Consider the following 12352-nt stretch of genomic DNA (forward strand, 5'->3'; position numbering starts at 1 on the left):
GACTACCAGTTCGGGTCCATGGCCGAGCGGCCCGGAAAGCGGACGACCTTGTCGCCGTAGAGGGGGTCGTAATAGTGCCCGCCCTCCTTGTAGTCGGGGTTCCAGGCCTTTGAGCCGTCGGCGCGCAGGCGATACACGAACGGCGAAAGGAGCAGCCGCTCGCGGTGCCAGCGCCCGTCGGCGCCCGCCGGGATGTCCTCGCCGGCGCCGTACAGCATCAGCCCGCCCTCGGCGAAGACCTCGTGCGCGGGGTCAACGTCTCTGTACTCGTGGCTGACGTTCATGACCTTGTGGCCGATCTCGTGGGCCACGGTCCGCCGCTGGCGGCTGGGCGACGAAAGGTTGGTGATGGTGATCACCCCGCGCAGCCGCGGCGGCAGCGTCCGGTAGTAGGAGTAGGCCGGGAACGACAGGCCTCCGGTGCGAACCATCTTGATCGTCCAGTTCCGCCCTTCAGCCGGCTCGACGAACGGGAAGATCACGTCCTGTAGCGCGATCAGATAGAGCGTCCTGGCATTGTCGGCGTCGGGCTCGACGATGCTCTCGAAGGCGCCGAGCGCCATTTGCGTCGGCACGGTCGGGTGGCGCCGGCTGGCTTCATAGGTGTTGACGTACTCGGTGTCCGGCACGCCGGGGATTTCGTTGGACTGGATCGCCAGAAGCCGTGGATCGACAGCGCCGGTCTTGACCCACAGCAGGTGGATCTGCACCCCCGCCCGCCCATAGATCTGCTTCGCGGCGCGCACCGCTTCGAGCATCCGCGGCAAGCTGACCTTATCGAAGCCGGGATCGAAGTTGGACGGCAGATAGACCGCGACGTCGATCGTGGGACGGCCTGCCACCAGATCGCGGTTCATCGCGTCCACGTCAGCGGACGCGATCTCCCTCCAGGCCACCGGCGCGACCCGCTCGCGCGTCGGATGCGCCGCCGCCGCCCCATGCAGGGTCGCCCCCGCGAGCAGGGCCAGCGCGGATGCGCGGGCTCGGGTCTTCAGCGTGGCGGCGAGGCTCACGGTCCTGTCCTCATATCGGGAGAAGGAAGGGCCGGCGGGCGCGTGGGGTCGCCCGCCGGCCGCCGGCTAGAACGAGTACGACAGCCGGACGTAGCCCCTGCGACCCAGCAGGTCGTAGGTCATGGTGTCGGTGTTCCCGTCCGTGTAGCTGGCGATGTACGGGACGTCGGGCTCGAAGATGTTGTCGACGCCGATCGCCACGCGGGCCTGGTCGCTCACCCGGTACTGGAACTGAGCATTGTTGTAGAAGACATCGCTGGTCTTGCCGCCGACGGCCGTGGGCGCCGCGTTGAAGTCGCGGGCCTTGCCGATCCATTGCACGGACCAGGTGGCGCTCCACTTCGGATCGTCCAGCGAGAAGGTCGCCAGGCCGCGCCACTTCGGGTAACCGCCGTTCCCGCCGCCGATGAAGCCGCGGTAGATGATCGGCGCCCCGCCCGGATACGGAATGATGGTGTAGTCCTTCAGGTAGGTCACGCCGGCGTCGATCGAAGCCCGAACGCCCCGCACGTCCCAGCCATAGCGGACGGCAGCATCGATACCCTTCACGGTCTCGGCGCCGACGTTCACCTGCTGCGAGGACAGGAAGCTCACCTCGCCCGTCAGGCTGTTGCGGGTGAAGTTCTCAGGCCCGCAGAACGGGTGCGCGAGGTTCGGGGTGTTGTAGCAGACCGACAGCTTCGTCGAGCCCGGGATCGAGCGGATGGCGTTGTCGATCTCGATGGTCCAGTAGTCCAGCGTCAGGGCCAGGCCCGGCGCGAACTCCGGCTCCCAGACCGCGCCGATCGTCAGGGTCTCGGCCGTCTCCGGCCTCAGGTTCTCGTTGCCGCCGGTGGTCGTCAGGATGGTGTTGTTCGGCTGGATGTAGTTGGCCGGAACACCCGCGGCCTGGCAGTTGGCCCGCAGCGTCGCGTTCGTGCTCGTGCTGTAGCGGCTGCAAGGATCGGTGGTCGTCAGGTTGCCCTGGGTCAGCCCGCTGAACAGCTCGGCCACGTTCGGCACCCGGAACGCGGTGCCCCAGGTGGCGCGGGCGCGCAGGCCCCAGCCCAGCGTCCAGTCCAGGCCAAGCTTGTAGTTCGTGTCGCTGCCGAACTTCTTGTAGTCCGAGTAACGGATCGCCCCGTCGAGACGGACCATCTCCATCAGCGGCAGGTCGCGGACGACCGGAACGCTGACTTCCGCATAGGCTTCCTTGGCCTTGATCGAGCCGTCGATTGGGCTCTGCTGGTTGGAGTTGGCGATGCCGGCGACGATCAGCGGGTCCGGATCGCGCCAGCCCTTGTCCTCGCGGTACATGAGGCCGGCGGCGACCTGCAGCGGCCCGGCCGGCAGCTCGAACAGGCTGCCGGTCACGTCGCCGGTGACATTCATGGTCTCGTTGCCGCCGTGGTCGACGGTCGTGGTCAGGATGTAGTTGACCACCTGCGGCGTCACGTCGCCCGCGCCCAGGTAGTCGGCGCAGGGAATGGCCGCGCCGGCGGCGAAGCTGCAGACGGCGGTGTTGATGGTGTTGGCCACCCGCTGCCGGTTGGCGATGTTGGTGAAGCCGTCGATGCCTTCGTTGCGGCCCCAGTTGGCGGCCACTTCCCAGGTCCAGTCGCCGGCGAACTTGCCGCGGGCGCCGCCGGTCACCTGATAGGTGTCGGTCTCCTGGAAGGCCATCCGCGGACCGCCTTCGACCAGGCGGCGTTGGATGACGTTGATGTTCTGGCCCGTCGGATTGGTCGGGTTCGAGGCGGCGATCGCCAGGTTGGTCAGCGTGCCCGGGGCCGAGAGCTGCTCGGTCTCGCGCCAGGTATAGAGGGCCTCGGCGAACACCTCGACGCTGTCGGTCAGGTCATACTTGCCGAAGGCGCCGGTCGTGACCCGGTGGATCGGGTTCACCGCATTGATGTACGGGTTGCCGTTGTAGCCGTGCAGGGCCGCCGAATAGGGCGCGTAGCTGTTGCCGCCCGTGAAGTTGATCACCTGGCCGTTCGGCAGCGAGGCGCGGCCGCCGGCCGTCGACCCGCTGCCCGAGCAGAGCAGCTGGCCGCTGGCGCCGCTCAGCCCGCAAGGGGCGCGGGTCGCCATGTTGACGGCATCCGTCTTCTGCCAGGTCGCCGCCACGGCGAAACTGCCGCGTTCACCCTGCCAGCCGTAGGACGCGTCCACCGTCCGATCGTCGCCGTCCCATTCGTCGGTGATCGCGTACCGGGCGGAGATGTCGAAGCCGTCGTAGTTGTCGCGGGTGATGATGTTGACCACGCCCGCCACGGCGTCGGTGCCGTAGACCGCCGAGGCGCCGTCCTTCAGCACTTCGATCCGACCGATGATGGCCGTCGGGATGGTGTTGAGGTCGGGCGCGCTGTTGGCGCCGGTGCCGCCGTTCACCAGACGCCGTCCGTTGAGCAGGACGAGGGTGCGGTTGATGCCCAGGCCGCGCAGGTTGATCGTGGCCGTGCCCCAGCCGCGCGAGCTCCAGTAGGCGTTCGTCTGGTTGCCGCCGAAGCCGGCGGCGGCCGGCAGCCGCTGCAGCAGGTTCTCGACGTTGGCGATGCCGGTGGCGGCGATTTCCTTCTGGCCGACAACGGTCACCGGGCCCACGCCCTCGATGTCGGCGCGCTTGATGCGGCTGCCCGTGACGATGACCTCGTCGACCGCGCCCTGTTCCTGCGCCTGCGCGGCGCCGCCCAGACCGACCGCGGCGCAAGCGCTCGCGAACAGAAGGCCTTTGGAGAACCTGTTCATGACTACCCCCTTCTTGTCCCGGCTCCGCAGGGCGTCGGGATACGACGCAGACGGAACGGTCGGCCGGAAACTCGGGGCGGAGGCCGCGCCCTGTCAATAATGTCTACACATAACCGCCGGAATTTCAGGGGCATGAAATTTCGCAGTCCGGTGCAAATGGGTCGAAACGCGCCCGATTAGGACCTGATACTCCCACCGAATTCCTTCCGCGCGAGCAAACGAGGGAATCCGTTGGTTATTTTTTGTCGTCAGATAGCAATCGGTTCTGGGTGCGCGATGACGTCGGGTTAATCACGAGATGTACTATGTGTAAGCGAACTCCGGCCTAGCTCACGACCGTCTTTGCCCAGCCGACACTGCGATCAGCACTTCGCGCCTACACAACCTGACGGCGAATGGTTTCAGGCGTTACTTCATCGCGCCTGCGCTGGCGCGAACAAATACCTGATGCCGCCAGGCGAAATCGCAGACTGGCGGCACGAAGGACGGGCGAGGCGCCGCGACGATCGGGTGCTATAGACCGATACGCGCCCGTACCACGCAGCCCTCACAAAAAATGGCGCGCCGCGGCTCTGTCTCCTCGACGCGCCGCAACGCTACTGCTTGCGGATCGCGACGATCTGCTGGCCCTTGAGGGTGAAGCTCACCTTGTCGCCGGCGGAGAGGCCCTTCAGCGCGGCCGGATCGGCCTTGAACGCCATGGTCATGGCGCCCCAGTTCAGCGCCTTGATCGGCTCGTGGGCGATGGTCACCGACCCGGCCCGGACGTCGATCGCCTTCACGACGCCCTGCCCCTGGGCATTGGCCGCGGCCGGCGCAGCATGACCCGAATGAGCGCCGTGATCGTGCGACTGCGCCATGGCCGGGGCCTGGGTGGCGGCGAGGGCGAGGCCGCCCACGAGGGCGATTGCGAACTTCATAAGCGTACTCCTGAACAAGGGAATCTCAGAACCAGGCGCGCAGCCCGAGGACGACTCGGGTGTCCTCGATGTCGTCGCCGTGGGCGCGGGCGAAGTCGGCCGTGTCGCCGAACTTCCGCTCATAGTGGAGGCCAACATAGGGGGCGAACTCCTGGCGGATCGCGTAGCGGAGCCGAAGCCCCAGTTCCACGTCCTGCAGCCCGGAGCCCAGTTCCAGCGCCCGGTCGGCGCTGGCCGCCAGGTTGGCTTCCACGCGCGGCTCAAGGATCAGCTTCTGGGTGAGCCGAAGATCGTACGAGCCCTCCAGCCGCGCCGAGAGGTCTCCCTTTTCCGACAGGAACAGGGCGCCGCCCACCTCGAACCAGTAGGGCGCCACGCCCTCTAGGCCGATGGTGGCATAGGTCCGCTGCGGCCCAGGCTCGAAGTCATGGCGCACGCCCGCCTGCAGGTTGAAATAGGGCCCGATGGCGCGGCGATACAGCGCCTGAACCTCGGCGCTCTCGAGCTCGCCGTCGTGGCTTTCGCCCTCCGTCTTCAAGGCGAAGCGATTGATGTCGCCGCCGTAGGAGGCCTCGCCTTCCCAGGCCCAGACGTCTCCGCCGGCGCCGGGGCGCACCTCGGCCGTCTCGAGCATGACCTTGGACCACCGCATGTCGCCATGTTCGCGCCGCAACAGCGCGCGGGCGCGGGCCATGTCGCCGGGCGCGAAGATCCGGTCCGCGGCGTAGTCGGTCGGCGCCTCGGGCGGTGGCGCATTGCCCGCCGGCAGCGTCTGCATCACGTGGTCGGCGCCATGGCTCGATCCATGCCCTGCATGCGGATCGGCGGCGCCGTGGCCGGCATGGGGATCGGCTGACGCCCCGTGCGCCGCGTGCGGGTCCGACGGGGCATGAGCCCCATGTCCGGCGTGCGGATCAGCCGGCATGGCGTGGCCCGCGTGGGGATCATTGGCCGCCGGCGCAGCATGACCGGCGTGCGGGTCCGTTGGCGCTGGCTGACGGGGCATGGCGTGACCGGCGTGCGGATCGGCCGGAGCCCGATGACCGGCATGGGGATCCGCTGCGGCAGGCGCAGGCTGCGCCGAGGGGCCATGCTGATGATGGGCGTGCGGGTCCTGCGCCCAGGCGGCGGAGGCGGCGAGCGCCAGCGGCGCCGTGGCGGCGATCAGCAGGCGCTTCATTGCGCGCCTCCCTCGAGGGGACGGACGGTCACGACCCGGAACATCCCCGCGTGCATGTGCAGCAGCATGTGACAATGGAAGGCCCAATCCCCCGGCTCGTTGGCGGTGAGGTCGAAGGACACCTTGCCGCCGGGGAGGACGTTGACGGTGTGCTTTCGCGGCTGGTGCGTCCCGTGACCGTTGACGATCTCGAAGAAGTGGCCGTGCAGGTGGATCGGGTGGGCCATCATGGTGTCGTTCACCAGCGTCACCCGCACGCGCTCGTTGAACCGGAACGGGAATCGGCTTGGTGTTCTCCGAATACTTCTCCCCGTCGAAGCCCCAGATGAACCGCTCCATGTTTCCCGTCAGGTGCAGCTCCAGCTCGCGCGACGGCGCACGGGGATCGACGTTCGGCGTCAGGGACATGAGGTCGGTGTAGGTGAGCACCTTGTGCGGGACGTTCTCCAGGCCCGTGCCGCGGTCCCCGACCCGGTCGACCGGCATCGGCGAGATCATCTGCACGCCCGGGGTCAGCTTGACCTGGGGCGCATTCTTCGGATCGCGCATCGCCATGGCCGAATGATCCATGGCCGATGCCTCGCCGGCCGCCGACGCGCCGCCGTGGCCGGCATGGGCGTCATGGCCGCCGCCTTGCGTCGCCCCATGGGCCGAATGATCCATGCCGCCCATGCCCATGTCCTTCATGGTCAGGATCGGCCGTTCGCGCAGCGGCGGGACCTCGGCCGTCATGCCGGCCCGCGGCGCCAGAGTCGCCCGCGCCATGCCCGATCGGTCGGAGCCTTCCGCGACGATGGTGAAGGCCCGATCCTCGGTGGGCGTGACGATGACGTCATAGGTCTCGGCGTTGGCGATCTGGAACTCGTCCACGGTCACCGGGCGCACGTCCTGGCCGTCGGCCTGCACCACCGTCATAGGCAGACCCGGGATCCGCACGTTGAAGATGGTCATGGCGGCGGCGTTGACGAACCTGAGCCGCACCCGCTCGCCCGGCTTGAACAAAGCCGTCCAGTTGGACGCCGGCCCGTGTCCGTTGACGAGGTAGGTATAGGTCGAGCCGGTGACGTCGGCGATGTCGGTGGGGTCCATCAGCATCCGGGCCCACTCGACGCGGTCCTTCAGCGGCTGATCCTTGCCCGCAAGCAGGCCCGCAACCGTCTGCTTCTGGCGGTTGAAGAAGCCTGGCTGCTGCTTCAGCCGCGCCATGATCGTGTGCGGATGCATGAAGCTGTAGTCCGAGAGCACGATCACATGCTCCCGGTCGTAGGGCGCTGGCTCAGCGCCCGCCGGATCGATCACCATCGGCGCATAGTGGCCGATCAGCTCCTGCAGGCCGGAATGCGAGTGGTACCAGTAGGTGCCTGCGTGGCGGACCTTGAACTCGTAGTTGAAGGTCTCGCCTGGCCGGATGCCGGGGAAGCTGACGCCCGGCACGCCGTCCATCTGGAACGGCACCAGCAGGCCATGCCAGTGGATCGAGGTATCCTCGTCCGTCAGGTTGTTCGTAACCGCGATGCGGACGTCCTGGCCCTCTTTGAGGCGGATGAGCGGGCCGGGCACCGTGCCGTTGATGGCGATCGCATGGCCCTTCCGGCCGTCCACCTGGAAAGGGGCATGGCCGATGTTCAACCGGATCTCGCCGCCCTCCAGCGCCGTGGGCCGCGGGCTCAGGCCCGGCGTCTGGCTCCGCGCCCAACTGGGCAGCAGCAGGCCGGCTCCGCCGAGGGCGCCCGCCGCGGCGGTCCGGCGCAGCACGTCGCGTCGGGATAGGTCATGTGGTCGATGCATCTGCGGAGATCGGCCCTGGTCGAGAGGTCTTGGGGAGGGTCTCGGTCGCCGACACCCTGGCCGGCGCTTCCTAGGTTACGCAGCCGGGGGCGCGAACCCTCATTCGACGCGGGCGTCCTTCAAGATTTCCGCCAGCCTCTGCCGGGCGCGGTAGGCGCGGGTCTCGATGGTCTTGACGCTGACGCCGAGGAGATCCGCCGCCTCCTGCTGGCTCATTTCGGCGAAGTAGGTGAGCAGCAGGGGCTCCTTCAGCTTGGCCGGCAGCCGCGCGATGGCCTGGTCGAGCCTGCGCCGCAGTTCCACCTCGGCAAGGGCCGCCTCGGGTGTGGCGCCGGGGTCCGGCGCGCGCATCGCTTCGGGACTGTCGGCGGAACGCTCGCCCAGTACGATCCGGCGCACGGCGAGCCTGCGCGCCCGGTCCCGGCACTTGTTCAGGGCGATGGCTCGCAGCCAGGTCGCGAACGGCCGACGCGCGTCGAAGCGGTCGAGCGCCCGCCACGCGGCGATGAAGGCCTCCTGGGTGAGCTCATAGGCGGTGTCGGCGTCGCCGATGTAGCGGCGCACGAAGCGGTACAGCGGCTCCTTGTGCCGCCGCATCAGGGCGGTGAAGGCGCGCTCCTCGCCGGCCACGGCGCGCTGGGCCAACGCCAGGTCGTCGTCGCCTTCCGTCACGGCGCGGGCTGGGTGAGCGCCTCCGCGACGCGCGCGTCGAACTTGCGAGCCTGCTCGGGCGTCAGCACCTGCCGCATCGCCAGCACATGGACGATGGTCTCCTTCTGCAGTTCGCCCATCGCGTGGTGGAACCGCTCGACCGAGGCCTGCACCTCGGGCGAATACTCGTGCCTCGCCTGAATGGCGGCGGCGAGTTCGGCGTTGGCGGCCCGCAGTTCGGCCTCCCGCACCTTCCGGCGCACGGCGAAGTCCTGCTCCAGCCGCGCCAGCTGCGTCTCCTGGTCGTCCGTCAGCCGGATCTCCTTGTGCACGAACTCGTGCAGGGACGCCGGCGTACGCTTCGACTGCAGATAATGCACGGTGCAGAGCGCCCCCAGGGCGCCGGCCAGAGTCGTCAGCAGCAGCGTCAGCAGCAGTCCGCGGCTGACGCCTTTCATCCGCGGCCCTCGAGGAGGGTCGACGGGGCAAGCTGGGGCCCAACCGAGAAGACCGAGATCTCATCGGCATGTGGCCGGGCCGACGCCGCCGCCAGGCCGCCGGTGGCCACGCCGAGGAACAGCGCGCCGACCACCGCCGCCGTCCGGAACGCAAAGACCGCTCCGCCACGCGTCTCGCCGTCGCGGTCCAGGCGCGCCCACACCGCCGGCTCGAGCTGGTCGAGGCGACGATCCGCGGGCTGGTGCTTCAGCGCCGCCAGCAGGTTATCTAGGCGATCCGCCAAGGGTGGCTCCCGCAGTCTGTTCGCTGGAGTATACGCGCAACACCCTCGGGTCCCTCATTTCAGGGGCGATGACAAGCCGGCGCGTATTTTGGGAAGCGTCGTCCAAGGAGAGGTGCGCATGACCGATACGACCTGCCTGCTCAGCCGTCGTCGTCTGTGCCTGGCCGGAGCCGCCCTGCTCGCCGCCGGACCGGCCGTCGCCGCCCCCCGCGAGATCACGGTCTACAAGACGCCCTGGTGCGGCTGCTGCAAGGGCTGGATCACGCACCTGACGCGCGCGGGCTTCCGCGCGAAGACCGTCGAGGTCGAGGATCTGGCGCCGATCCGCCAGAAGCACGGAATCCCCTTCCGCCTCTCGTCCTGCCACACAGGCGAAATTGCCGGCTATTTCGTCGAGGGCCATGTCCCGATCGCCGACGTCCAGCGGCTGCTGCGGGAGAGGCCGAAGGCGCTGGGCCTCACGGTTCCCGGCATGCCGCTCGGATCGCCCGGCATGGAAAGCCGGGACGGCGCCCGGGAGGCCTACGAGACGCTGCTGGTGCTCGACCGCAAAGGCACGACCCGCGTCTTCGCACGCCATGGCTAGACGCTGAGGAGCGGTCGTCATGCCCGCGCCTGTCTTCGATGACCACATCCGCGATCTCGCGATCGTGGTGCTCGCCGGCGGCGAAGGCCGGCGGATGGGCGGCGGCAAGCCCCTTCGCGCCTTCGGCGGAACCAGCCTGATCGCTCACGCGGTCCACCTTGCCCGCCGCTGGTCGGGGCCGGTCGCAATCGCCGTGCGAGACGCCGCACAGCTGCCGGACGCGCCCGCGCCCGTCATCCTCGACGCAGAGGGCGTGGACGGCCCGGCGGCCGGCCTGCAGGCCGCCCTCGCCTTCGGCGTCGCTCAGCGCGCAGGGGCGGTGCTCACGATCCCCTGTGATACGCCGCACCTGCCCATCGATCTTGCTCCGCGCCTCAAAGCCGCGCTCACCCCGGCCTTCGGCTGCAGTCTTGCGGTCAGCGGCGGCCAGGCCCATCCGACCTGCGGCCTGTGGCGGACCGGCGCCGCAGGCCGGCTGGACGATTATCTTGCGGGCGGGCGGCGCTCATTGCGGGGTTTCGCCGCTGAACTCGGCGCCGCCTTCGTCGAATGGCCCCTGGTGGACGGCGCCGACCCGTTCGCCAACGCCAACACTCCCGAGGAGCTCGCGGCCCTCCAGCCGCGCGGGTGAGCCCGGACGGTCACGGGGCGAGACCCTCGAGAAAGATCGCCAGGTCGGTGGCGGTTCGGTCCGGCAGCTGCTCCATCGGCACATGACCGCCTTCGGGGTAGACGATCAATCGGGCGCCGGGGATCGCGCTGGCGAATCCCCGCTGGTTCTCCACCGGTATGATCTCATCCTTTGCACCGGCGAGGATGAGGGTCGGCGCGCGTATGGCGGCGAAGGTGGCCGGCGTGACCTGACGCTCGTCTGCGCGACGCGCGGTCAGGATGTCGCGGTGGCCGGGGGCGCGAGCGAGATCCACATAGCGGTCGACCAGTTCGTCGGTGACGAGCGCGGGCGCGCCATAGGCCTTCTCCAGCCCGTTTCGGGCCATCAGCGCAGGATCGACGTTCCGCAGCACAGCACGGCCCAGCGGGTTTCCGAGCAGTTGGAAGACGAGCGGCGGCGGGCCGCCGCTGCTCCGCGCGGGCCAGCCTGCGGCGTTCAATAGGACGAGGCCGCGCACGCGGTCGGGGTGGGCCAGGGCATAGGCCCAGGCGACACCGCCGCCCATGGAGTTTCCCCCCACCACGAACCGGCCCACGCCCAGCCGGGCGGTCAGCTGATCGACGATCTCGACGCTCGCAGCGGTCGACGGGACGTAGGCCTGCGGAGCCCGCGTGAGCCCATGGCCGGGCAGATCTAAGGTGATGACGCGGTAGCGATCGGCCAGCCGACCTCGCCAGCGCTCCCAGGCATGGAGCGAGGCCGCGAAGCCGTGGATCAGCACGATCGCCGGCGCGTCGCGTGGCCCTTCGTCCCGGTAATGCAGGCGCACGCCATCGCTGAGGTCGACATACTGCGAACTGACCGAGGCGTACTTCGCTTCCAGCGCAGCGTAGGGGATATCGCGGGCGAGGCACCCCGAAAGCGCCGCCGCGGCGAGGCAAACCCATACGATCGCAATACGACGCATTGGCGCCTCCCTCTTCACCTCCAGCAGGTCGCCGCGCCCAGCCACTGTCAAGGCGGCGGCGCAGGCGGCGCCAATCCACGCCTTGAGCTTCGGCGCAGCCGACGTAAGCTCGCCGGACAGATGCAGGAGAGTTCGATGTTCGTCGACATGCGCCAGGGAACCCAGGAGCACTGGAAGGTGATCGGCGACGAACACCGACGGCATCAGCAATCCACTGCGCCCATGCAGATCATGGACACCCTTCGACGGCTGGAGCCCCTGCAGCTGGGTTTCGCGGCCAACCAGCTGACCCACAGCCTCATGGCCGGCACGTTGGCTCGTCGCGACGGCGCCACCGACGAGGAGGTTGTCGCCGCGCTCTGCCACGACATCGGCAAGGTGCTGTCGATCCCCAATCACGGGCCGATCGCCGCCGAAATGCTGAAGCCCTACGTCCGGGAAGACATCTACCAGGCCATCTACTGGCACCAGGATTTCCAGGGCGCCTACTACTACGAATTCATGGGCAAGCCCGGCGACCTTCGGGAGAACTTCCGCAAGGAGGGTTGGTTCGAGTTCGCCGAGAAGCTGGTCGACCGGTGGGATGCCCCGGCGTTCGACCCGAGTTTCGAGGTCGATCCGCTGGAGTCGTTCGAGGATCAGGTGGTGAGGGTCTTTTCCCGTCCCAAGCGGTGACGGCCGACGGCCACGCCTAAGGCGCGGCTTTCCGCGCCTCAAGCGCCGCCGCCACCGCCGGAGCTAGCCCACTGGCGATCCGGCGCACGCCCGCGGCGTTCGGGTGGATCCCATCGGCCTGGTTGAGGTTGTCCTCCAAGGCCACGCCTTCGAGCAGGAACGGATAAAGCGGCGTCCGGAACGTTCTCGCTAGCTCGGGGAATATGCGATCGAACTCGGCGGCATAGACGCCGTAACGCGGCGGCGCGCGCATGCCCGCCAACAGCACGCCGATGTCCCGCGCCTGCAGCCGCTTGATGATGCCGGCAAGGTTGTCGCGTACTTGTCGCGGCGGCACTCCCTGGAGGAGGTCGTTGCCGCCGAGCGCCACGACGCAGAGGTCGGTGTCGTCCTGGACGCTGAAGTCGACGCGGTCGAGGCCGCCGGCGCTGGTGTCCCCCGGAGACGCCCGCTCCACGCACCCGAGCGGGCACGCCAGCCGCGCGCA

The 12352-nt window shown here is 68.7% G+C and carries 12 protein-coding genes and 1 pseudogene; 3 read left to right on the plus strand and 10 right to left on the minus strand.

Annotation, left to right across the window (positions count from 1 at the left end; translation table 11 throughout):
* Positions 1–2: 2 nt before the first annotated feature.
* From LRS10_RS00340 to LRS10_RS00375, 8 genes and pseudogenes are all read right to left on the minus strand, one after another.
* Positions 3–1013, minus strand: a complete 1011-nt coding sequence (locus LRS10_RS00340; RefSeq protein WP_257835504.1) for an ImmA/IrrE family metallo-endopeptidase — start codon at positions 1011–1013, stop codon at positions 3–5.
* 66 nt (positions 1014–1079) lie between these two features.
* Positions 1080–3743: a TonB-dependent siderophore receptor gene (locus LRS10_RS00345; protein ID WP_257835505.1), complete on the minus strand. Its 2664-nt coding sequence runs from the start codon at positions 3741–3743 to the stop codon at positions 1080–1082.
* A gap of 596 nt (positions 3744–4339) precedes the next feature.
* The gene (locus LRS10_RS00350) at positions 4340–4663 is read right to left on the minus strand and encodes a copper-binding protein (RefSeq protein ID WP_257835506.1); all 324 of its coding nucleotides are present in this window, start codon (positions 4661–4663) and stop codon (positions 4340–4342) included.
* Positions 4664–4688: 25 nt separating this feature from the next.
* The gene (locus LRS10_RS00355) at positions 4689–5843 is read right to left on the minus strand and encodes a copper resistance protein B (RefSeq protein ID WP_257835507.1); all 1155 of its coding nucleotides are present in this window, start codon (positions 5841–5843) and stop codon (positions 4689–4691) included.
* A pseudogene (locus LRS10_RS00360) lies at positions 5840–7631 on the minus strand (copper resistance system multicopper oxidase). Before LRS10_RS00360 ends, LRS10_RS00355 begins: the two are co-directional and overlap by 4 nt.
* A 99-nt stretch (positions 7632–7730) precedes the next feature.
* Positions 7731–8303 carry an RNA polymerase sigma factor gene (locus tag LRS10_RS00365; RefSeq protein WP_257835508.1) on the minus strand — a complete coding sequence of 191 codons (573 nt, stop codon included), beginning with the start codon at positions 8301–8303 and terminating at the stop codon, positions 7731–7733.
* Positions 8300–8740: a Spy/CpxP family protein refolding chaperone gene (locus tag LRS10_RS00370; protein WP_257835509.1), complete on the minus strand. Its 441-nt coding sequence runs from the start codon at positions 8738–8740 to the stop codon at positions 8300–8302. The genes LRS10_RS00365 and LRS10_RS00370 overlap by 4 nt, the downstream gene beginning before the upstream one ends.
* Positions 8737–9024: a hypothetical protein gene (locus tag LRS10_RS00375; RefSeq protein ID WP_257835510.1), complete on the minus strand. Its 288-nt coding sequence runs from the start codon at positions 9022–9024 to the stop codon at positions 8737–8739. The genes LRS10_RS00370 and LRS10_RS00375 overlap by 4 nt, the downstream gene beginning before the upstream one ends.
* Positions 9025–9142: 118 nt before the next feature.
* Between LRS10_RS00375 and LRS10_RS00380 the strand changes: the two genes are divergently transcribed.
* Positions 9143–9610: a DUF411 domain-containing protein gene (locus LRS10_RS00380; protein ID WP_257835511.1), complete on the plus strand. Its 468-nt coding sequence runs from the start codon at positions 9143–9145 to the stop codon at positions 9608–9610.
* 19 nt (positions 9611–9629) lie between these two features.
* On the plus strand, positions 9630–10241 hold the full coding sequence (locus LRS10_RS00385) for a molybdenum cofactor guanylyltransferase (RefSeq protein WP_257835512.1): 612 nt from the start codon (positions 9630–9632) through the stop codon (positions 10239–10241).
* Positions 10242–10251: 10 nt separating this feature from the next.
* Here the strand turns inward: LRS10_RS00385 and LRS10_RS00390 are convergent, their stop codons facing one another.
* On the minus strand, positions 10252–11190 hold the full coding sequence (locus LRS10_RS00390; protein ID WP_257835513.1) for an alpha/beta fold hydrolase: 939 nt from the start codon (positions 11188–11190) through the stop codon (positions 10252–10254).
* Between the two features lie 135 nt (positions 11191–11325).
* Between LRS10_RS00390 and LRS10_RS00395 the strand changes: the two genes are divergently transcribed.
* Entirely contained in the window at positions 11326–11865 is a 540-nt protein-coding gene (locus LRS10_RS00395; protein WP_257835514.1) for an HD domain-containing protein, read from the plus strand.
* A 16-nt stretch (positions 11866–11881) separates the two neighbouring features.
* Here LRS10_RS00395 and LRS10_RS00400 read toward each other — a convergent pair whose 3' ends face one another.
* Positions 11882–12322, minus strand: coding sequence for a GDSL-type esterase/lipase family protein (locus LRS10_RS00400; protein ID WP_257835515.1), 441 nt, complete (start codon positions 12320–12322; stop codon positions 11882–11884).
* Positions 12323–12352 lie beyond the last annotated feature (30 nt).

It is taken from the genome of Phenylobacterium sp. J426, from assembly GCF_024699945.1.
Lineage (GTDB): Bacteria > Pseudomonadota > Alphaproteobacteria > Caulobacterales > Caulobacteraceae > Phenylobacterium.